Source organism: Methylobacterium oryzisoli (assembly GCF_046557895.1).
Taxonomy (GTDB): Bacteria; Pseudomonadota; Alphaproteobacteria; order Rhizobiales; family Beijerinckiaceae; genus Methylobacterium; species Methylobacterium oryzisoli.
This window is the reverse complement of sequence record NZ_JBKIBX010000002.1, coordinates 234,299-253,479: the sequence shown is the minus strand read 5'-3', so window position 1 is coordinate 253,479 and position 19,181 is coordinate 234,299. Positions and strand designations below refer to the sequence as shown.

Genomic DNA, 19,181 nt, shown 5'->3' with positions numbered 1-19,181 from the left:
GCATGGGCCGCGCCATCGACACGTTCACGGTCATTCGCGGCGGCGTCGTCGCGGTCGGCTGGACCAGCGGCGGGACGCCCGACCTCCTGTACGAGGGCCGGGCCGTCAAGGCGGCCGTGCAGCGGGTGCGCCGGCAGGACCTGATCGACGCCTTCGGCGAGAAAGCCGCCCGCTGGGGCTTCACCCTCGCGGGGGTGGCACCGGTGCCGGAGCCGGCCCCCGACCGGCTGGCGCTGCGCTTCTCGCGGCGCGACGTCGTTCCGCTCGCGGATCTGGCGGGCAAGGATTACGGCGGCCTGTTCCAGAAGTTCATCGGCCTCGTCGCCGCGCGGGGCGGATCGGTCATCGAGATCGGCTCGCGGGCGCGCAGCGGCCACGTCTACCGGACGGCCTTCCCGGCGACCATCGACTACGTCGGCGTCGACGTGCTGGACGGGCCGAACGTGGACGTGGTCGGCGACGCCCACCACCTCTCCCGCTTCACCGACCGGCGCTTCGACTTCGCCTTCTCGATCTCGGTGTTCGAGCACCTGCTGATGCCCTGGAAGGCGGCGATCGAGCTGAACAAGGTTCTGACCGAGGGCGGCCTCGCCTACATCCACTCCCACCCGGCCTGGCCGCTGCACGAGATGCCGTGGGATTTCTGGCGCTTCTCGGACCGGGCGTGGCACGGGCTGTTCAACCGTCACACCGGGTTCGAGGTGATGGAGACCGAGATGGGCATCGAGGGGCTGATCGCGCCGAACTACGCGTCGGCCGGGCCGGCCAACGGCCTCGACCGGCAGCGGACCTTCCTCGCCTCCGGCTGCCTCGTGCGCAAGGTCGCGGCGCCCCAGGTCGAATGGGCGGCCGAGGTCGCGGAGGTCTACGACCTCGGCTACGACCACGCCTGAGGGGTGAGGGATCCTCAGCGTGACCGTGCCCACGCCCGGCCCGACCCCGGGCGGCACCGGCACGGACGTGTTCGCGTCGCCCCCATCGGGGGCGCCTCGACCAGCGGGGGAGGCGGAGGGGCTTCCAGCGCGTCGCGCGGCAGGGCTGCGGATCCACGTCCTCGCCTGGGGAAGAGGGCGGCAGCGCCATGGGCCGGCCCGTCGAGACCTGTCGCGGGAGGCGGGAGCCGGGCGACCCCTCGACCTCACCCGGCCCGGCGGCGGCAGGCGCCCCGCGCACGTTCGGCTCGGCGAGCCTTTCGCCCGCCGAGGTGATCGTCCCGGGGTAGGGCCGCGGAGGTGTTCGTCAGGCGGCCGGGCGGCGCTTCTGGCCGAGGCCGATGCTCTTGGCGAGGTCGGAGCGCTGCGCCGCATAGCTCGCCGCCACCATGGGGTAGTCCGGCGGCAGGCCCCACTTCTGGCGGTACTGCTCGGGCGTGAGGCCGCGGGTGGCGAGGTGGCGCTTGAGCGACTTGTACTGCCGCCCGTCCTCCAGGCTGATGAGGTAGTCCGGCGTCACCGACTTGCGGATCGCTACCGGCGGAACCGGCTTCTCCGCCGCGGCGGGCGCCGCCTCCTGGCCCAGCGCGCGCAGGGCGCCGTGCACGGAGCTCAGCAGCTCCGGCAGGCTGGCCACCGGAACGGCGTTCTTGGCGACATACGCCGAGACGATGTCGCTCGCCAGGGAGACGAATGTGTCCGCATGCACGGTCTTCTCTGCCGACATTTGCCCAAGTCCTCTTGATCCCGCGGTTCACGGCACCTTCCGGTGCTCGCTTCGGAGCGCCGACCCGTTCGTCGCGCCGGCGCCGTGCGGGTGCGGGCGGTCATTGCCGCGCGCAATCCCGCACATCACCCATTTGGGTGATGACGACCTTAAGTCAATCGCCTTTGCTCGTGATTCTTGGGGGGAGGCAGCATTGAGCCAGATTGATTCTGTACCGCCCTGGGCAAAACGGCGGATGCGGCGCATCGCAGCGCGCCGCCATCATCCCAAGGTCATGCGCTGGATCGCGTTCATCCGCAACGCCGGCCGTCAGGACAGGCACGCGACCGCCGAAGACATGGCCGGCACCCGATCGGCCGGCCACATGATCGCGTTCGTCTCGCGGTCGCATCAACCGGCGGTGGAGCAGGCCGTCGCCATGACGTCCTGGCCGCCGCAAGGCAGCGCCTCGGTTCACTGACCGGCATCGCGCGACGCCCCCGCACGGAGGTCCCGGGCCGCGGCTCAGACCGCGTGCGGCAGGGTGCCGGCCGCGAGCAGGCCCACCAGCTCCGACTGGCGGCTCATCCCGGTCTTGGCCAGGACCGCCTTGAGCTGGGACCGCACGGTCTCGCGCGAGAGGCCGAACTCGCCCGCGATCTGGTCGACGGTGCGGCAATCGGCGATCCCGCGCGCCACGCGGGCCTCCGCGCCGGTAAGGTCGAACAGGCCCTCCAGCACGGTCGGGCAGGGCGGGGCCTTGCGCGTCAGCGGCGTGACCACCGCGAGGCTGGAGGCCGCGTTGAACAGGTCGGCGCCCGCCCGCCGGATCGGCACCACGTGGAGGATCATCGGCTCGCGGCCCTGGCCCGCCGGGAGCGGGATCGAGCGCACGCTCGGACGATCCTCGTGGCCGAGGCCGTCGAGGGCCTGCGCGAGCAGCCGGTCGGCGCCCGGATCGCCCAGGACGAGGCGGCGGCCCTCCGTGAGCAGGCCCGGCGGCAGCCCCTCGCAGGCTTCGCTCATCGCCAGGATCTTCCCCCGGCTCCCGAGCACGACCGCGGGCAGGCCCAGCGTGTCCAGCGCCTGCGCGGCGCCGTGCAGGGTCTGGAGCCGCAGCCGCGCCGACAGGGTGGCGGCGCGCGCGAGATGCGGGCGCAGACGGTCGAGCCGCGCCACCGCCTCGGGCGGCACCGGCCCCCTGGCGTGGCTGCGCTCCACGTCGAAGACGAGGCAGTCGCCGGTGGGCACCACGATGGCGCTCGCCGCGCCCCAGCCGAGACCGCGCGGGCGCAGGAAGTCGCGATAGACCGGCGCCTCCTCGACCTCGGCCGGCGTGTAGACGTCGAGGTCGGTGAGGAAGCCGGCGTGCCGGCGCTCGAACAGGCGGGCCGCGCGGTCGGTGCGGGCGGGCCAGCCCTCGGCGACGTAATCGGCCACCACGGCGTCGATCCCGTCCGAGGCCATGTAGCGGAAATCGCTGCCGTCGATGGTGAACAGCAGCGCGCCGTCGCCCTCCGCGAAGCGCGACAGGTCCGCCAGCACCGCGGGCCAGAGTTCCGGCAGCATCGCCGCCTCGTAGACCCGGTCCACCAAGTCGCTGTGGCTCATCATGGCTGCACACCCGCCCGTGCGCCGCAGCAAACCCGCGCCGGATCTCGCCCCCGGTACGCCGTCCGGGAGGTCCGACCGGGCCGCGAGCCGCGCACGCTCCGCCCGTCCCGACTCTGACAGCCTCGCCGGGCTTTGACGACCTGCCGTTCGGCTTAGGCTGGGACGATCCGGCAACTGGGCGGCCAGGGGGGATCGCGGTCCCGGCCGTGCGGCGCAAGGCCGGAACCGGACGAGCCGCGGGCCGGGCCAGTGTCGCGCAGCGGCGCCGCCCGCTTACGGCCAAGGTGCGCCCGCGCACCGCAGCATCCGCGCGAAGCGGTCAAGCAGACGTGAACCGTTCCGGTGCCTGCGTTGTTCGCCCCATCACGAAGCGTGGCTTTTTTGGGGAACCAAAGTGCCGGAGCGACATTCTTAACTGCAAAGGTAATTGCTGAGGTAAGGCTCCAGGCCATGAAGATCTTCGCTGCCGCCCTCGCGGGCGTTCTCGGTGCATGCGTGCTCGCCTCGGCCCCGGTCAAGGCTGCCCCCTTCGACCCCTTCGACATCAACCCCGGCGAGGACTACTACGCGAGCCGGCCCTACGGCGCTCCGGTCTACGGCGCGCCGGGGTATTACGGCCAAGGTCAGGCCGCCGGCAGCACGGACCAGGCGCAGGTCGCGCCGATCCCGCGCGAGCTCGTGCCCTTCACCGGCCGCTACGCCCCGGGCACCATCGTGGTCTCGACCTCGGAGCGCCGGCTCTACTACGTGCTCGGCGACGGCATGGCGATCCGCTACGGCGTCGGCGTCGGCCGCCCGGGCTTCACGTGGTCGGGCACCAAGACCGTGGTGGCCAAGCGCGAATGGCCGTCGTGGACGCCCCCGAAGGAGATGCTGGCCCGCCGCCCCGACCTGCCGCGCTACATGGCCGGCGGACTCGACAACCCGCTCGGCGCCCGCGCGATGTATATCGGCGGCACGCTCTACCGCATCCACGGCTCCAACGAGCCGGACACGATCGGGCAGGCGGTGTCGTCGGGCTGCATCCGCATGACCAACGAGGACGTCACCGACCTCTACTCCCGCGTCAAGGTCGGCGCCAAGGTCGTCGTGCTGAACTGATCCGGCATCCGCTTCGTCGGACAATGCTTGAGGGGGCCGCCGCGAGGCGGCCCTTTCGCGTGGGAGGACCCGCGCCCGCGCGAGGGCGCGCATCGGTCCCGTTGGCGGAACGGACCGGCCAGACCTACAACAGGGGCATGCCCACGACGGACCGGCGCCCGCGCGCCGGCCAGCCGGAGGATTTGCTCGCTTGATCGCACGCCGCCTCGCCGCCCTCGCCCTCCTGTGCCTCGCCGCAGGCCCCGCCGGGGCCGCAGACGCGCCCTGGCGCCACGGCCTGTCGCTGCTCGGCAGCCCGAAATACCCCGCCGACTTCACCCATTTCGACTACGCGGCCCCGGACGCGCCGAAGCGCGGCCTGCTGCGCCTCGGCTTCCAGGGTTCGTTCGACAACTTCAACCTCGTGGTCGCGGGCGTGAAGGGCGACCTGGAGAGCCAGGTCCCGCTGATCTACGATACGCTGATGACCGAGGCGGGCGACGAGCCCTTCACCTCCTACGGCCTGCTCGCCGAGGGGGTGCAGCTGGCCGAGGATCACGGCAGCGTCACCTACCGCCTGCGCCCCGGCGCCAAGTGGCACGACGGCGTGCCGATGACCCCCGCCGACGTGGTCTTCTCGTTCGAGGTGCTGAAGGCCAACAGTCCGCAATACGCGTTCTACTACCAGAACGTGGCGAAGGCCGAGGCCCTGGGCGAGCGCGAGGTGCGCTTCACCTTCTCGGGAGAGCGCAACCACGAATTGCCGCAGATCATCGGGCAATTGCCGGTGCTGCCGAAGCACTGGTGGGAGGGCAAGGACGCGAATGGGCGGCCCCGCAACCCGACCGAGACGACGCTGGAGCCGCCGCTCGGCTCCGGCCCCTACCGCATCGCCCGCTTCGATGCCGGGCGCAGCGTCACCTACGAGCGCGTGCCCGACTACTGGGGCCGCGACATCCCGGTGAACAAGGGCCGCTACAACTTCGACACGGTGCGCGACGAGTACTACCGCGACGCCACGGTGCTGATCGAGGCGTTCAAGGCCGATCAGTTCGACTGGCGCACCGAGAACATCGCCCGCAACTGGGCCACCGCCTACGAGGGCTTCCCGGCCGTGCGGGACGGGCGCATCCTCAAGGAGGAATTTCCCTCCCGCGGCAGCGGCATCATGCAGGCCTTCACCTTCAACCTGCGCCGCCAAAAGTTCGCCGATCCGCGGGTGCGCCGGGCGCTCAACCTCGCCTTCGACTTCGAGGACATGAACCGCACCCTGTTCTACGGGCTCTACACGCGGATCGATTCCTACTTCTTCGGCACCGAACTCGCCTCCTCCGGCCTGCCCGAGGGGCGCGAGCGCGAGATCCTGGACAGCGTGAAGGACAAGGTCCCGGCGCGCGTCTTCACCGAGCCCTACCGCAACCCGGTCAACGGCAGCGCCGAGGCGCTGCGCGCCAACCTGCGCGAGGCGGTGCGGCTGCTCCAGGCCGCGGGTTTTTCCCAGAAGGGCGGCCAGATGGTCGACGCCGCCGGTCAGCCGCTCTCGATCGAGTTCCTCGGCTACGACAACTCCGCCGAGCGGGTGGTGCTGCCCTACCGCGCCCAGCTCGAACGCCTCGGCATCCGCGTCACCCTGCGCCTCGTCGATCCGGCCCAGTACCAGAACCTCGTGCGCAGCTTCGAGTTCGAGGCGCTGGCGCTGAACTCCTGGGCGGAATCGCTCTCGCCGGGCAACGAGCAGCGCGACTTCTGGGGCTCGGCCGCCGCCGACCGGCCCGGTTCGCGCAACCTCGCGGGCATCAAGGATGCCGGGGTGGACGCGCTGATCGAGAAGGTGATCTTCGCGGGCGACCGGGCCGAACTCGTCGCCGCGACGCGGGCGCTCGACCGGGTGCTCCTCGCCCACGATTACGTAGTGCCGCAATGGGCCTCGGGGGTGAGCCGGACGCTGCGCTGGAACCGCTTCGCGCGGCCCCAGACCCTGCCGCGCTACGGCGGCTCGGGCTTCCCCTGGACGTGGTGGTACGACGAGGCGCTCGCCGCCAAGACCGGGGTCGCCCGATGAACCGGGACCGCCCGATGAGCGGCCTCAGCCGCCGCGCGCTCCTCGCGGGCGCCGCCACCGCGCTTCCCCTTTGGCGGTCCGGCCCGGCGCGGGCCGCGGGCGAGGAGCGGCACGGCCTGTCGAGCTTCGGCGACCTGAAGTACCCGGCGGACTTTCCCCGCTTCGACTACGTCGAGCCGATGGCGCCGAAGGGCGGCACCTTCTCGACGCAGATCGCCACCACCACCGGCAACCAGTCGTTCGAGACCTTCAACACGCTCAACATCTACGTGCTGAAGGGCGACGGCGCCGCCGGCATGGACCTGACCTTCGACAGCCTGATGACCCGGGCGCTCGACGAGCCGGACGCCCTCTACGGCCTGCTCGCCCGCTCGGTGAGCATCAGCCCGGACGGGCTCGCCTACCGCTTCGCCCTGCGCCCGCAGGCGCGCTTCCACGACGGCTCGCGCCTCACCGCCCGGGACGTCGCCTTCTCGATCCGGACCCTGAAGGAGAAGGGCCATCCGCGCATCGCGCAGGTGCTGCGCGACGTCGCCGACGCGGTGCCGGAGGGGGACGAGGCCGTCACCGTCACCTTCGCGCCGGGCCGCAGCCGCGACCTGCCCCTGATCGTCGCCGAACTGCCGGTCTTTTCGGAGGCCTATTACCGCACGCGGGACTTCGAGGGCTCGACCCTGGAGGCCCCGCTCGGCTCCGGCCCCTATCAGGTCGGCCGCTTCGAGGTCGGCCGCTTCATCGCCTTCGAGCGGGTGCGCGACTACTGGGGCGCGGACCTCGCGGTGAACGTGGGCCAGAACAACTTCGACGAGATCCGCTACGAGTACTTTCGGGACCGCGACGTCGCCTTCGAGGCGTTCAAGGCCGGCGCCTTCACGTGGCGGGAAGAGTTCACCGCCCGGGTCTGGGCCACGGGCTACGATTTCCCGGCCGCGAGCGAGGGACGGGTCAAGCGCGAGACCGTGCCGGACGCGACTCCTTCCGGCACGCAGGGGTGGTGGTTCAACCTGCGCCGCCCGGTCTTCAAGGATCCCCGGATCCGCGAGGCGATCGGGCTCGCCTTCGACTTCGAGTGGACCAACCAGAACCTGATGTACGGCGCCTACACGCGCACGGCCTCGTTCTTCGAGAATTCGGACCTGAAGGCGGCGGGGATGCCCTCGGAGGCGGAGCTGGCGCTCCTCGATCCCTTCCGGGGCAAGGTGCCGGAGGAGGCCTTCGGCCAGCCCTGGGTCCCGCCGCGCTCGGACGGGTCAGGGCAGGACCGCAGCCTGCTGCGCCGGGCGGACACGCTCCTGCGCGAGGCGGGCTGCACCCGCGAGGGCGGCCAGCTCAGGCTGCCGGACGGCCAGCCCCTCGCCTTCGAATTCCTCGATTCCACGCCGGTGTTTCAGCCGCACGTCCAGCCCTTCATCAAGAATCTCTCGCTGCTCGGCATCCGCGCCTCGTCCCGCATCGTCGATCCGGCGCAGTACCAGTCGCGGCTGAAGGATTTCGACTTCGACGTCATCGCGGCGCGCTTCGGCGGTTCGGTCACGCCGGGCGCGGCCCTGCGGGAGGTCTACGGCAGCCGCAGCGCCGCCACCCCGGGCTCGCAGAACCTCGCCGGCATCAGCGATCCGGCCGTCGATGCCATGCTCGACCGCATCGCCGATGCGGGGACCCGGGCCGACCTCACGGTGGCGTGCAAGGCCCTCGACCGCTGCCTGCGCGCGGGCCGCTACTGGGTGCCGATGTGGTACTCGGGCACCCACCGGCTCGCCCTCTGGGACGTCTACGGCCGTCCGGCCGCATTGCCGAAATACGGGCTTGGCGCCCCCGCCCTGTGGTGGCACGACGCCGCCAAGGCGCGGCGGATCGGGCGCGGATAGGACACGATGGGCCACTACATCCTGCGCCGGCTGCTCCTGATGATCCCGACCATCCTCGGGATCATGCTGATCTCGTTCGTGATCGTGCAGTTCGCTCCCGGCGGGCCCGTCGAGCGGGTGCTCGCTCAGCTTCAGGGCCAGAACACCGCGATGTCGCGCGTCACCGGCGGGGGAGGGGACCTCGGCGGCTCGCAGGCCGCGCCCCGCGGCGGCGAGACCAATTCCCGCTACCGCGGCGCGCAGGGGCTCGATCCCGCCTTCATCAAGCGGCTGGAGCAGCAGTTCGGCTTCGACAAGCCCGCCTACGAGCGCTTCGCCAAGATGATCTGGGACTACGCCCGCTTCGACTTCGGCAAGAGCTATTTTCGCGATGTCTCGGTGCTGCAGCTGATCCGCGAAAAACTGCCGGTGTCGATCACGCTGGGTCTGTGGATGACGCTGATCTCCTACGCGATTTCGATCCCGCTCGGCATCCGCAAGGCGGTGCGCGACGGCTCGTCCTTCGACGTCTGGACCTCGGGGGTGGTCATCATCGGCTACGCGATCCCGAGCTTCCTGTTCGCCATCCTGCTGATCGTGCTGTTCGCGGGCGGCTCCTTCGTGCAGATCTTCCCCCTGCGCGGCCTCACCAGCGAGGGCTGGGAGCACTTTTCGCTCTGGCACAAGGTCACGGACTACGTCTGGCACATCACGCTGCCGATCACCGCCATGGCGCTCGGCGCCTTCGCGACCTCGACGCTGCTCACCAAGAACTCCTTCCTCGACGAGATCCGCAAGCAATACGTGCTCACCGCGCGCATGAAGGGCCTTTCGGAGGGCCAAGTGCTCTACGGCCACGTCTTCCGCAACGCCATGCTGATCGTGGTGGCCGGTTTTCCGGGCGCCTTCATCTCGGCCTTCTTCGCCGGCTCGCTGCTCATCGAGACCATCTTCTCCCTCGACGGCCTCGGCCTCCTGTCGTTCGAGTCGATCGTGAACCGCGACTACCCGGTGGTGTTCGCCAACCTCTACATCTTCTCGCTGGTCGGGCTGGTGGTGAACCTGATCTCCGACCTGACCTACAGCTGGATCGACCCGCGGATCGATTTCGAGAGCCGGGCGGCGTGAGCGCCGTGCGCGAGCCTGTCACTTCCACCGATTGAGCGCGGGAACCCCTCTCCCGCACGGGAGAGGGGTTCCTGTGCTGCCTGCGCCTGCCATTCGTCCGTCAAACGAGGTGGAAAGGGTGGGCTCGCGCGGCTGCTTCGGCTGAGACACGCCCCGGCATCACGATGAGGACCCCGCCATGGCCACATCCCCCGTCACGCTGCGCCGCTTAGGCCCCGCCGACATCGCCCCGGCGCGCGCCCTGAACGCGATGTTCGGGACGGCCTTCGGGGATCCCGAGACCTATGGCGGCGCGCCGCCGGACGGGGCCTACCTGGAGGAGCTGCTCGGCCGGGAGCACATCGTCGTGCTGGTGGCGCTCGCGGGCGAGGCGGTGGTGGGCGGGCTCGTGGCCTACGAGCTCGACAAGCTCGAGCGGGCGCGGCGCGAGGTCTACCTCTACGACCTCGCGGTGGCCCAGGAGCACCGGCGGCAGGGCATCGCCACCGCCCTCATCGGGCGCCTGCGCGACATCGCGGCGGAGCGCGGCGCCTGGGCGGTGTTCGTCCAGGCCGATCACGGCGACGACCCGGCCATCGCGCTCTACGAGTCGCTCGGCACCCGCGAGGAGGTCCTGCACTACGACATCGCGGTCGAGCCGGCCGGGCGTTAGAGCATTTTCCGACGAAGTGGATACCGGTTCGTCGCAGAAAATGCGGCAGATCAAAAACTTAGAGCGGTGCTCGATTGCAACGCGATCGGGCACCGCTCTGGCGCGGGGCCGGCCTATTCCGCCGGCTGCGGCGTGCTCTCTGATGGGGTGCCCTTTGACGCCTTCCGCCGACGCCGGAGACCCACCAGCCGCTCGGCCGCGACGTAGAAGACCGGGGTCACCAGCAGCGTGAGCACGGTCGCCATGACGAGGCCGCCGATCACCACCGTGCCGATGGAGACGCGCGCGTTGGCGCCCGCCCCGCTGGCGATGGCGAGCGGCACCGCGCCGAGGATGAAGGCGAAGGAGGTCATCAGGATCGGGCGGATGCGCAGCCGCACCGCATCCTGTGCCGCCCGGAGCGCCTCCTCGCCCGCCTCGCGCCGCTCCTTGGCGAAGGCCACGAGGAGGATCGCGTTCTTGGCCGCCAGCCCGACGAGGAGCAGCAGGCCGATCTGCCCGAAGATGTCGAGGGGCAGGTCGCGCAGCGCGAGCGCGCCGACGGCGCCGAAGACGGCCAGCGGCGTCGCCAGCACCACCACGAAGGGGAGCGTCACGCTCTCGTACTGGCCCGCGAGCAGGAGCACGATCATCACCACGCCCAGCGCGAAGATCAGCGGTGCCCAGCCGCCCGCGATTTTCTCCTGGTAGGCGACCTCGGTCCATTCCACCGCGAAATCGGTGGGCAGCGCCGTGTCGGCCAGCTTCTCCACCGCCGCGATGGCCGCGCCCGAACTCGCCGAATCAGCCGTCTCCACCGCGATCTCGATGGCCGGGTAGGTGTTGTAGGACAGGACGGCCGTCGGCCCGCCGACGAAGCGGGCGGTGACGAGGGAGCCGATCTGCACCGGCTCGCCGCGGTTGTTCGGCACGGTCAGGCGCTGGAGATCGTCGAGGGTGCGCCGCCCCTGCGCCTCGCTCTGGACGTAGACCTGATAGACGAAGCCGAAACGGTTGAAGAGGTTGACGAAGGACGAGCCGACATAGGTGCCGAGCGCGTCGAACAGGCTCTGCAGGCTCACGCCGAGCTGCTCGGCCTTGGCCCGGTCGATGTCGAGCCGCAGCTGCGGCACGCCGTAGCTCGTCGTGGCGGTGGCCCCGCCGACCTCCGGCAGACCCTTCAGCTTCTCGATGAAGGCATCGGCCGTGCGGGCGAGGCGCAGGCCCCCCTCGCCGCTGCGGTCCTGCAGCTCCACCGTGAGGCCGCCGCGGTTGCCGAGCCCCGGCAGCGGCGAGGGATCGACGATGCGCAGCACGCCATCCGGGTGGTTCTTGAACTGGGCGCGCAGCTTGCCGATCACGTCCGTGACCGTGGCCTCGCGCTCATTCCAGGGTTTCAGGGTCGGGATCTGGAAGCCGTAGAAGGGCGCGGTGACGTCCGCCAGGATGCCGCGGCCCGCGACCCCGATGGTGTTCGACACCGCCGAATTTTCGAGCGCCGCCTCGCCGACCTTGCGCACCATCTCGGCGGTGCGGGCGACCGAGGCCCCCTTGGGCATCGCGACGTCGGCGAAGAAGTAGCCCTGATCCTCCTGCGGCACGAAGGCGGTGGGACGCTGCCAGACGAGCCACACGGTGAGCCCGGCAAAGCCCAGGAAGACGAGCGCCGTCACGGCGAAGCGCCGCGAGAGCACTGCCGTGGACGAGGCCGCGGCCTCCGCGCCGCGGTCGAGGACGCGGTTGAACCAGCGCAGCGGCGCCCGCCAGCGGGCGCGGTTCTCCTCGTGGCTCGGCTTGAGCAGGAGACCGCACAGGGCCGGCGTCAGGGTCAGCGACACCACCGCCGAGATCAGCACCGAGATCGCGATGGTGAGCGCGAACTGGTTGTAGAGCTGGCCGGTGAGGCCCGGGATGAAGGCCACCGGCACGAACAGCGCGGCGAGCACCAGGGTGGTGGCGATGACCGGGCCGGCGACCTCGTTCACGGCCTCGCGGGCGGCCTCCCGCGGCGGCTTGCCCTCGCGCATCAGCCGCTCGGTGTTTTCCACCACGATGATGGCGTCGTCGACCACGAGGCCCACCGCCAGGACGAGCCCGAGCAGGCTCAGGGTGTTGAGCGAAAAACCGAGCGCCGCCATCGGCCCGAAGGTGCCCACCAGCGCCACCGGCACGGCGATGGCCGGGATCAGCGTCGCCCGCCAGTTCTGCAGGAAGAGGTAGGTGACGATCACCACGAGGAGGATCGCCTCGAACAGGGTCTTGTAGACCTCGTGGATCGCCGCGCGGACGAAGTCGGTGCGGTCGAGGGCGACCTTGTACTTCAGCCCCGGGGGAAACCGCTTGGCGAGATCGGCCATGGTGGCGTGGACGCCGCGCATCACCTCGACGGCGTTGGCCTCCGGGTTCTGAAACAGGCCGAGGGAGGCGGCGGGCTTGTTGTCGAAGGTCGAGCGGCTGCCGTACTGCTCGGAGCCGAGCTCCACCCGCCCGACGTCGCGCACCCGCACCACCGACCCGTCCGGGTTGGCCCGGATCACGATGTCGGCGAATTCCCGCGCCTCGGTGAGGCGGCCCTTGGTGACGATCTGCAGCTCGAAGGCCGGCGCGGGCTCCACCGGCTCGCGGCCGAGCGACCCGACCGTGATCTGCGCGTTCTGCTGCTCGATCGCCGCCGTGATCGCGCTCGGCGCGATGCCGAGCGCCTCCATGCGGGCCGGATCGAGCCAGATGCGCATGGCGTAGCGCTTGTTGGAGAAGTTCACGATCCGGCCCATGCCGGTCACCCGGCGCAGGGGCTTGATGACCTGGGTCTCGGCCCAGTTCGACAGGAAGAGTTCGTCGTAGGCGTCGGTGTCGCTGTAGAGCACGACGTTGCCCAGGCGCTGGCGCGTGCTCTTGGTGATCTCCAGCCCCTGGGCGCGCACGGCCTCGGGCAGGCGGGCCTCGGCGCGCTGGGCGCGCGTCAGCACCTCGGCGGCGGCGGCGTTGAGATCGGAGCCGACCTCGAACGTGGCGTCGAGGTTGACGCTGCCGTCCGCATTGCTGGTGGAGCTGATGTAGATGAGGCTCTGGGCGCCGTTGATCTCCTGTTCGAGCGGGATCGCGATCGCCTCGTAGGCCTGCTGCGCGGTGGCGCCCGGGTAGGTCGCCTGCACGTTGATGATCGGCGGCGCGATCTCGGGGAACTGGGCGATGGGCAGGGCGAGGCCGGCCACGCCGCCGATCAGCGTGATCAGGACGGAGATCACGCCCGCCAGGACGGGACGGTCGACGAAGTAGGCGAACATCCCGGCCTCGGCGTTCCCGCGCGCGCTGAACTGGTCGATCCCGAAGGATGAACTCGCGCGCAATTGAGGTGTGGGCGAACAAGGCCGTGCAACGCATCGGCATCGGGCGAGTTCCCCCTGCGGCCGGCGGACGTCCCGCTCCCGTCCCCGCCGTCCTCGTCAGGAGACAGCGCGTGCGTTCATGGTTCCGTGCCGGGCTCGGCGTGCTCGGCCTCGTGCTGGCCGGCGCCGGCCTGTGGGTTCTCGCCGGCCGGCCCCTGCCCGAGGGCGTCCGGGCGGCGCTGCCGGCCCCCGTCGCCGACTGGCTCGGCGCCCCGTCGGCCGGCCAGGAGGCGGGCAAGGATTCCGGCAAGCCCGAGTTCGACGTGACGGTGGCGCAGGCCCGCACCGCGACCGTGCCGGTGGCCTTCTCCTACACGGGGGTGATCGTCTCCAACAGCGACGCGGCGCTCCAGCCCCGCGTGACCGGCGTGGTGGTGGAGCGGCCCTTCGAGCCGGGCGGGCTGGTCAAGAAGGGGCAGGTGCTGTTTCGCATCGATCCGCGCCCCTTCGAGGTCGCGCTCCGGACCGCGGAGGCCCAGCGCCAGCAGGCCCAGGCCCAGCTCTCCTTCGCGGAGGTCGAGGTGCAGCGCACCGAGCCGCTGGCCGAGAAGGGCATCGCCTCCGAGCAGCGCTTCCAGCAGCTGGAGAGCAACCGCGCGGTCGCCCGCAGCCGGGTGCAGGAGGCGGAGGCCGCCATCGCCCGCCAGAAGCTCAACCTCGACTACGCGGTGATCCGCGCCCCCTTCGATGGGCGCTCCAGCCTCTCCGAGGTCAATGTCGGCGACCTCGTCACCGAGAACGCCACGCAGCTGGTGAGCGTGGTGCAGACCCAGCCGATCGAGGTGCAGATCGCGCTGTCGGCCGAGGATTCCGAGGCCGTGCGCCGCGCGCTGGAGGCCGAGAAGGCCTTCGTGGAGGTGATCGGCGGCGCCTCCGAGCCCGAGCGGCGGGCCGAGATCTACCGGCTCGACAACCGCTTCGATCCGCGCACCGCCCGCCGCCTCGTGCGGGCGCGGCTGGCGAATGCCGACGAGCGCTTCCTGCCGGGCGAGTTCGTGCGCGCCCGGGTGCAGGTCGGGACGGAGGAAAAGCTCCTCGTGCCGACCATCGCGCTCTCCTCGCAGCTCGACCAGCGCATCGTCTGGACGGTGGGCGAGGACGGCAGGGCCGCCATGACGCCGGTCGAGACCGGCGACGCCTACGGCGACCAGACCGCGATCCTGCGCGGGCTGAAGGCCGGTGCCCGCGTCGCCACCTCGCACATCGAGCTGCTGCGCCAGGGCCAGCGCGTGGGCATCCGCGAGGCGGACGGGCGGCAGGCCGCCAACACCCCCGCGGCGCCCGGGCGCTGAGGCCGGGGTTGCGCCTGGGGCAAGCGCGGCGCTATGCGTCCGGGAGGTCGTCCGGCCGGCGGACGCGCCGGCCAGCGCGCGGAGGGCTGCAACCCCCATGGGATCGGAGGCTGCTCCCCCGGCGGACGTGCGCTTCACGGTGGTGGCCGCCGGCACCGACGCCCTCGACCTCGTGGTGCGGTTCGGCCCGCGGGACTACCCGGTCCGCCTCAGCGCCGCGGAGGCTTCGGAACTGGGGCTCGCCCTGATGGCGACCGCCTCGGTCTGCGCTGACGTGGCGCATCCGGTCGAGCCCGGCACCGTGGTGGAGAATTGCTTCTTCCCGGTGCTCGGCTGGACGGCCGGCGAGGTGGCGCCGCGGCGGCCCGCCCTGGCGTTGCGCATCGCCGAATCCACCGAGATCGCCTTCCAGTTCGGCCCCGAGACCGCCCGGGCCTGCGGCCGGGACCTCGCCCGCACCGGGCGCGATCCCTGGCGGGTGCGGCTGCGGCGCGTCCTCGGGGCGCTGCGGCCGGCCGCCGGGACCTCGCCATCGCAGCGCTGAGCCGCCGCGGCATCCGCCCCGCAGGGAGCCCCCCCATGGACCTCGCCATCTCCGTCGTCTCGCTCCTCCTCGTGCTCTTCCTCGTCGCGCGCGGGGTGCCGGGGCGCAACATCCTGGTGGTGATCGCGATCACGCTCGCCGTGGTGATCCTCGTCGTCGGGGTCGAGCGGTCCGGGATGTGGCCGTCCGACTGGCGCACCCGCTGAGGCGCCGCGTGCCGGCACTCGCCCTCCTCCGCTACCCCGACCCGCGCCTGCACCGGCCGGTGCCGCCCTCGGCCGCCGACGCCGCCACGGCGGAGCTCGCCCGAGACCTCCTCGACACGCTCGCCTCCGTGCGGGCGATCGGCCTCACCGGGCCGCATGTCGGCCGGGCGATCCGCCTCGCGGTGATCCGCCCGTCGCTCGATGCGGCGCCGGTGACCTACCTCAACCCGGAGGTGGTCTGGGCCTCCCCCGAGACCGCCCGCCACCGCGAGGGCAGCGTGGCGATGCCGGGCGTGGACGAGGAGGTGGAGCGGCCCGCCCGGGTGCGGGTGCGCTACCGGGATCTCGACGGCAGCGCCCGGGAGACCGAGGCCGACGGGTTCCTCGCCGCCTGCCTGCAGCACGAGGTCGACCAGCTCGACGGCGTCTTCTGGATCGACCGCCTGTCGCGGCTGCGGCGCGAGCGGCTGCTCAAGCGCTTCGCCAAGGCCCAGCGGCAATGACGCCGGCGCTCCCGTCGACGCGCCGTCTGGTTGCGGGGATGTACGATTTCACACAGCGTTAACCCTGTTGGCCCTGTATTCGCTTGACCGGAGATCGATCGGGCCAGGCCGGCTTCGTTGAACGGCAGAGGATCGGGACATGCGGCTCACGCACCTCTTCACCGACCATCCTTCCTCGCTCGGCGAGACCTACACGCAGCACATGCGCGCCTCCCTGAGCTACGCGGTGCCGCTGCTCGGCGCCGCCCTGGCGGCCTTCGTGCACGCCCTGCTGCCGTTCCTGTTCACGGTCACCGCCAGCACGACCGTGAAGCGCCTCTACGACCGCATGACCCGCCGCTGCGCCACCTGCCCGTCCGGCCCGCGCCACCGGCCCGACCTGTTCGTCCGCCGGCCGGCGCCGCCCGCCTACGAGCCGGGCCTGATGTACGAGATCTGAGGACGGCCCCGGCCGCGCCGCCTGGAACGTCCCGCCGGCCTGGGCCATTGTCCGCCCATGCCCGCCTCCGCTTGGACCACGGACCAGATCCCGCCGCAGACCGGCCGGATCGCCATCGTCACCGGCGCCACGAGCGGCCTCGGCTACGAGGCCGCGCTGGCGCTCGCCCGGGCGGGCGCCCGGGTGGTGCTGGCCGCCCGCGATGCCGCCCGGGCCGACCGCGCGATGGCGGCGATCCGCAAGGCGCATCCGCCCGCCGCCGTGGAGTTCCGCGCCCTCGATACCGCCCGCATCGCCTCGGTCCGGGAATTCGCGGCGCGGTGGCACGAGAAGCGCCGGCCCATCGACGTGCTCCTGCTCAACGCCGGCATCGCCTCCGTGCCGCGCCGCGAAGAAACCCCGGACGGGTTCGAGCGGCAGCTCGCCACCAACTATCTCGGCCATTTCGCCCTGACCGGGCTGCTGCTGCCCGCGCTCGTGCCGTCCGCCGCCTCCCGGATCGTGCCGGTGGCGAGCATCGCCCACCGCTCGGCCCGCCTCGATTTCGACGATCCGCAGCTGCGCGTGTCCTACTCGGCGCAGGGCGCCTACCGGCAATCGAAGCTCGCCATGCTGATGTTCGGGCTCGAACTCGACCGCAGGCTGCGCGGGGCCGGCTCGCCGATCCGGTCGGTGCCCGCCCATCCCGGCATCGCCCGGACCGACATCATCCGGCGCGGCGACCGTGCCGGCCCGATCGCTCGCCTGGCCGGCCACGCCATCTTCGGCCTCATCGGGCAGAGCGCCGCGCAGGGCGCCCTGCCGCTCCTCTACGCCGCCACCGCCCCGGAGGCCGAGGGCGGGCGCTATTACGGCCCGGACGGGATCTGGGAGGCGCGCGGCGCCCCGCGGCCCGCCAGGATCGCGCCTCAGGCCGACGACCGCGACGCCGCCCGGCGGCTGTGGGACCTGTCCGAGGACCTCACCGGCGTGTCCTACGGGCTGTGAGCCTCCCGGCTCAGCCCGTCACCTTCTCCACCGTGCTGCGGATCGTCTCCCGGGCCTTGCCGGCGACGTCGGCTGCCGCCTCGACGACCTTCCGCGTCAGCGATTTGGCCTCGGGCTTCGGTCTGCGGGTCTGCTTCTTCCATGATGGCCGCCGCCGCGCCTTGGTCGCCATGATGCGTCTCCTCCGTCGAGGCGGGAGGAAGTAGCGGCGCAGGGCCGTCCGGCGAGCCTCGCTGTGGCGATTCTGCTACGCGCGCGGGTTGTGTTGCGGCGCGCAATCGCTCGGGCAAGCGCTTGGCAAGGACTCCTGGCGATGCTCGGTGCTCCATCGGCCACGCACGGGATCAAGGTCGTGCTCAACATCATCCGGATCATCGCCGCCGCGGCCGTCCTGATCGGCTGGAGCCAGATCGCGCCCGTCCTCTCCGCCGCGGAGCCGCCGGCCCGCGCCGGGGAGGCGGCCCCCGCGCCGGAGACGAGCTGCCCGCTGCGGGCGTGGCCCTATATCGGCTGAGCACCCGCGCGAGGCCGCCGCCTCACGGCACAGGCGGCCGTTCCGCGTCGCGCGAGGCCGCGCGCCTGGGCGGCTCCGTACCGGGCGCCTCCGGCAGCTGCGCGTAATCCCGCAGCAGCGCGTCGAGCCGCATCTCGAACCGTGCCGTCCAGTCGGGCATCCGCGCGGGCACGCTGCGGAGCCGCTGGCGGCGCGCGACGGGAGGGCGCAGCGGGGCGCGCTCGCGCCGGGCCGCGCCGTCGAGCGCCCGCAGGGCCGACAGCACGTCGTCCACCGACACCGTCACCGCGAGGCGGCCGGGCAGGCGGCGCAGCGCCGGGGCCGCCTCGACCGCGTGGACGTCGGAGGCCCAGGCCGCGAGCACCGCCCGCTTCTCCTGCGCCGACAGCCCCGGATGCGCCAGCACATCGCGGGGGTGGCGGAAGATGTCGCCGGGCTCCGCCACGCCCGTCCAGCCCTCGATGGCGGGGGGCGGCGCGGTTGCCGCCTCGATCGGCCCGATCCGGTCGGGACTCGGCATGATCTGCTGCATGGATCGCCTCCCTGTGGCGCGCCGGGGCGGCGGCGTCGCGCCCGCCCCGGCGTCGTCTCCGGTCACGCCGCCCTGACCTGCCCTCCGCGGGCCTGCTCTTCCCGGACCTGCCCCTCAGGGGCCGGCCCTTCGAGCTGGGTCGGGGCGTTGTCCTGTCCGACTGGGACCCCGCCGGCCGTGATCGCGATGCGCCGCGGCTTCAGCGCCTCGGGCACCTCGCGCACCAGTTCGATCGCGAGCAGCCCGTGCTCCAGGCGCGCGCCCGTGACCTTCACGTGGTCGGCGAGGTTGAAGGTCTGGCGGAAGGTGCGCCCGGCGATCCCCCGATGCAGGTACTGGCGGTCGTTCTCGGCCTCGTGCTTGCGGCCGGTGACCGTCAGGGTCGTGTCGTGCTGCGTGAGGTCGATCTCGTCCGCCGCGAAGCCCGCCACCGCCATGGTGATGCGGTACCGGTCGTCGCCGGTCTTCTCGATGTTGTAGGGCGGCCAGTTCGCCAGTGGCTCCAGGCGCGACGCCTGGTCCAGCATGTCGAACAGGCGCTCGTACCCGACCGTGGACCGGTACAGGGGGGACATGTCGAAGGTCCTCATGGTCACATCCTCCGGTTGAGCAATGCGAGAATGAGGGATGCCGGATACCGCCTCCGGCACCCAACCGTGCGAGCTCCTGGGAGCCTCGCGCGAGCGTAACGCGGGCCGTCCGGCCGGGTTCCGCGATCGGCGACATTTTTTTTGCTGGGCACCCTGCGCGATGCTCCGCCGACGGCCGGGATCAT

General features: G+C 71.8%; 20 protein-coding genes. 14 read left to right on the top strand and 6 right to left on the bottom strand.

Annotated elements, in window-relative coordinates:
* Positions 1–2: 2 nt before the first annotated feature.
* Positions 3–893 carry a methyltransferase domain-containing protein gene (locus ACKUB9_RS03545; RefSeq protein WP_407519408.1) on the top strand — a complete coding sequence of 297 codons (891 nt, stop codon included), beginning with the start codon at positions 3–5 and terminating at the stop codon, positions 891–893.
* 346 nt (positions 894–1,239) lie between these two features.
* Here the strand turns inward: ACKUB9_RS03545 and ACKUB9_RS03540 are convergent, their stop codons facing one another.
* Positions 1,240–1,659, bottom strand: a complete 420-nt coding sequence (locus tag ACKUB9_RS03540; protein WP_407519407.1) for a Ros/MucR family transcriptional regulator — start codon at positions 1,657–1,659, stop codon at positions 1,240–1,242.
* 193 nt (positions 1,660–1,852) lie between these two features.
* On the opposite strand from ACKUB9_RS03540, the gene ACKUB9_RS03535 reads away from it, so the two are divergent.
* Positions 1,853–2,119: a hypothetical protein gene (locus ACKUB9_RS03535; protein ID WP_407519406.1), complete on the top strand. Its 267-nt coding sequence runs from the start codon at positions 1,853–1,855 to the stop codon at positions 2,117–2,119.
* A 44-nt stretch (positions 2,120–2,163) separates the two neighbouring features.
* On the opposite strand, the gene ACKUB9_RS03530 is transcribed toward ACKUB9_RS03535, so the two are convergent.
* Entirely contained in the window at positions 2,164–3,252 is a 1,089-nt protein-coding gene (locus tag ACKUB9_RS03530) for a helix-turn-helix transcriptional regulator (protein ID WP_407519405.1), read from the bottom strand.
* A gap of 450 nt (positions 3,253–3,702) precedes the next feature.
* On the opposite strand from ACKUB9_RS03530, the gene ACKUB9_RS03525 reads away from it, so the two are divergent.
* From ACKUB9_RS03525 to ACKUB9_RS03505, 5 genes are all read left to right on the top strand, one after another.
* Positions 3,703–4,353, top strand: coding sequence for a L,D-transpeptidase (locus ACKUB9_RS03525; RefSeq protein ID WP_407519404.1), 651 nt, complete (start codon positions 3,703–3,705; stop codon positions 4,351–4,353).
* Between the two features lie 190 nt (positions 4,354–4,543).
* Positions 4,544–6,394: an extracellular solute-binding protein gene (locus tag ACKUB9_RS03520; protein ID WP_407519403.1), complete on the top strand. Its 1,851-nt coding sequence runs from the start codon at positions 4,544–4,546 to the stop codon at positions 6,392–6,394.
* Between the two features lie 14 nt (positions 6,395–6,408).
* Complete coding sequence (locus ACKUB9_RS03515; RefSeq protein ID WP_407519402.1) at positions 6,409–8,262, top strand: extracellular solute-binding protein; 1,854 nt, start codon at positions 6,409–6,411, stop codon at positions 8,260–8,262.
* Positions 8,263–8,268: 6 nt separating this feature from the next.
* Positions 8,269–9,369: a microcin C ABC transporter permease YejB gene (locus ACKUB9_RS03510; RefSeq protein ID WP_407519401.1), complete on the top strand. Its 1,101-nt coding sequence runs from the start codon at positions 8,269–8,271 to the stop codon at positions 9,367–9,369.
* Between the two features lie 178 nt (positions 9,370–9,547).
* Complete coding sequence (locus tag ACKUB9_RS03505; RefSeq protein ID WP_407519400.1) at positions 9,548–10,021, top strand: AAC(3)-I family aminoglycoside N-acetyltransferase; 474 nt, start codon at positions 9,548–9,550, stop codon at positions 10,019–10,021.
* Between the two features lie 113 nt (positions 10,022–10,134).
* On the opposite strand, the gene ACKUB9_RS03500 is transcribed toward ACKUB9_RS03505, so the two are convergent.
* A complete protein-coding gene (locus tag ACKUB9_RS03500; RefSeq protein ID WP_407519399.1) occupies positions 10,135–13,287 on the bottom strand; it encodes an efflux RND transporter permease subunit in 3,153 nt (1,050 codons plus the stop codon).
* A 173-nt stretch (positions 13,288–13,460) separates the two neighbouring features.
* Here ACKUB9_RS03500 and ACKUB9_RS03495 point away from each other — a divergent pair, with 173 nt between their 5' ends.
* The 6 genes from ACKUB9_RS03495 to ACKUB9_RS03470 all read left to right on the top strand — a co-directional run bounded on the left by ACKUB9_RS03495 (position 13,461) and on the right by ACKUB9_RS03470 (position 17,360).
* On the top strand, positions 13,461–14,681 hold the full coding sequence (locus ACKUB9_RS03495; RefSeq protein WP_407519398.1) for an efflux RND transporter periplasmic adaptor subunit: 1,221 nt from the start codon (positions 13,461–13,463) through the stop codon (positions 14,679–14,681).
* Between the two features lie 97 nt (positions 14,682–14,778).
* Entirely contained in the window at positions 14,779–15,225 is a 447-nt protein-coding gene (locus tag ACKUB9_RS03490) for a hypothetical protein (RefSeq protein WP_407519397.1), read from the top strand.
* 35 nt (positions 15,226–15,260) lie between these two features.
* Positions 15,261–15,431 carry a hypothetical protein gene (locus ACKUB9_RS03485; RefSeq protein WP_238236851.1) on the top strand — a complete coding sequence of 57 codons (171 nt, stop codon included), beginning with the start codon at positions 15,261–15,263 and terminating at the stop codon, positions 15,429–15,431.
* A gap of 8 nt (positions 15,432–15,439) precedes the next feature.
* The gene (locus ACKUB9_RS03480) at positions 15,440–15,934 is read left to right on the top strand and encodes a peptide deformylase (protein ID WP_407519396.1); all 495 of its coding nucleotides are present in this window, start codon (positions 15,440–15,442) and stop codon (positions 15,932–15,934) included.
* A gap of 139 nt (positions 15,935–16,073) precedes the next feature.
* Positions 16,074–16,373 carry a DUF6356 family protein gene (locus tag ACKUB9_RS03475; RefSeq protein ID WP_407519395.1) on the top strand — a complete coding sequence of 100 codons (300 nt, stop codon included), beginning with the start codon at positions 16,074–16,076 and terminating at the stop codon, positions 16,371–16,373.
* Positions 16,374–16,430: 57 nt separating this feature from the next.
* Positions 16,431–17,360 carry an oxidoreductase gene (locus ACKUB9_RS03470; RefSeq protein ID WP_407519394.1) on the top strand — a complete coding sequence of 310 codons (930 nt, stop codon included), beginning with the start codon at positions 16,431–16,433 and terminating at the stop codon, positions 17,358–17,360.
* A 10-nt stretch (positions 17,361–17,370) separates the two neighbouring features.
* Here ACKUB9_RS03470 and ACKUB9_RS03465 read toward each other — a convergent pair whose 3' ends face one another.
* Positions 17,371–17,532, bottom strand: a complete 162-nt coding sequence (locus ACKUB9_RS03465) for a hypothetical protein (protein WP_407519393.1) — start codon at positions 17,530–17,532, stop codon at positions 17,371–17,373.
* Between the two features lie 141 nt (positions 17,533–17,673).
* Here ACKUB9_RS03465 and ACKUB9_RS03460 point away from each other — a divergent pair, with 141 nt between their 5' ends.
* Complete coding sequence (locus ACKUB9_RS03460; protein WP_407519392.1) at positions 17,674–17,874, top strand: hypothetical protein; 201 nt, start codon at positions 17,674–17,676, stop codon at positions 17,872–17,874.
* A gap of 22 nt (positions 17,875–17,896) precedes the next feature.
* Here ACKUB9_RS03460 and ACKUB9_RS03455 read toward each other — a convergent pair whose 3' ends face one another.
* Together ACKUB9_RS03455 and ACKUB9_RS03450 are read right to left on the bottom strand one after the other, a co-directional pair.
* Positions 17,897–18,406 carry a hypothetical protein gene (locus ACKUB9_RS03455; RefSeq protein WP_407519391.1) on the bottom strand — a complete coding sequence of 170 codons (510 nt, stop codon included), beginning with the start codon at positions 18,404–18,406 and terminating at the stop codon, positions 17,897–17,899.
* Positions 18,407–18,468: 62 nt separating this feature from the next.
* Positions 18,469–18,996 (bottom strand): Hsp20 family protein, encoded by a 528-nt coding sequence (locus ACKUB9_RS03450; RefSeq protein ID WP_407519390.1) that lies wholly within the window; start codon positions 18,994–18,996, stop codon positions 18,469–18,471.
* Positions 18,997–19,181: the final 185 nt, after the last annotated feature.

What these genes read in the sequence shown, in the direction of transcription:
- ACKUB9_RS03545 (WP_407519408.1), top strand. Translation starts at nt 3, where the DNA reads ATGGGCCGCGCCATCGACACGTTCACGGTCATTCGCGGCGGCGTCGTC.
- ACKUB9_RS03540 (WP_407519407.1), bottom strand. Translation starts at nt 1,659, where the DNA reads ATGTCGGCAGAGAAGACCGTGCATGCGGACACATTCGTCTCCCTGGCG.
- ACKUB9_RS03530 (WP_407519405.1), bottom strand. Translation starts at nt 3,252, where the DNA reads ATGATGAGCCACAGCGACTTGGTGGACCGGGTCTACGAGGCGGCGATG.
- ACKUB9_RS03525 (WP_407519404.1), top strand. Translation starts at nt 3,703, where the DNA reads ATGAAGATCTTCGCTGCCGCCCTCGCGGGCGTTCTCGGTGCATGCGTG.
- ACKUB9_RS03515 (WP_407519402.1), top strand. Translation starts at nt 6,409, where the DNA reads ATGAGCGGCCTCAGCCGCCGCGCGCTCCTCGCGGGCGCCGCCACCGCG.
- ACKUB9_RS03510 (WP_407519401.1), top strand. Translation starts at nt 8,269, where the DNA reads ATGGGCCACTACATCCTGCGCCGGCTGCTCCTGATGATCCCGACCATC.
- ACKUB9_RS03505 (WP_407519400.1), top strand. Translation starts at nt 9,548, where the DNA reads ATGGCCACATCCCCCGTCACGCTGCGCCGCTTAGGCCCCGCCGACATC.
- ACKUB9_RS03500 (WP_407519399.1), bottom strand. Translation starts at nt 13,287, where the DNA reads ATGTTCGCCTACTTCGTCGACCGTCCCGTCCTGGCGGGCGTGATCTCC.
- ACKUB9_RS03490 (WP_407519397.1), top strand. Translation starts at nt 14,779, where the DNA reads ATGGGATCGGAGGCTGCTCCCCCGGCGGACGTGCGCTTCACGGTGGTG.
- ACKUB9_RS03485 (WP_238236851.1), top strand. Translation starts at nt 15,261, where the DNA reads ATGGACCTCGCCATCTCCGTCGTCTCGCTCCTCCTCGTGCTCTTCCTC.
- ACKUB9_RS03475 (WP_407519395.1), top strand. Translation starts at nt 16,074, where the DNA reads ATGCGGCTCACGCACCTCTTCACCGACCATCCTTCCTCGCTCGGCGAG.
- ACKUB9_RS03470 (WP_407519394.1), top strand. Translation starts at nt 16,431, where the DNA reads ATGCCCGCCTCCGCTTGGACCACGGACCAGATCCCGCCGCAGACCGGC.
- ACKUB9_RS03465 (WP_407519393.1), bottom strand. Translation starts at nt 17,532, where the DNA reads ATGGCGACCAAGGCGCGGCGGCGGCCATCATGGAAGAAGCAGACCCGC.
- ACKUB9_RS03460 (WP_407519392.1), top strand. Translation starts at nt 17,674, where the DNA reads ATGCTCGGTGCTCCATCGGCCACGCACGGGATCAAGGTCGTGCTCAAC.
- ACKUB9_RS03455 (WP_407519391.1), bottom strand. Translation starts at nt 18,406, where the DNA reads ATGCAGCAGATCATGCCGAGTCCCGACCGGATCGGGCCGATCGAGGCG.
- ACKUB9_RS03450 (WP_407519390.1), bottom strand. Translation starts at nt 18,996, where the DNA reads ATGAGGACCTTCGACATGTCCCCCCTGTACCGGTCCACGGTCGGGTAC.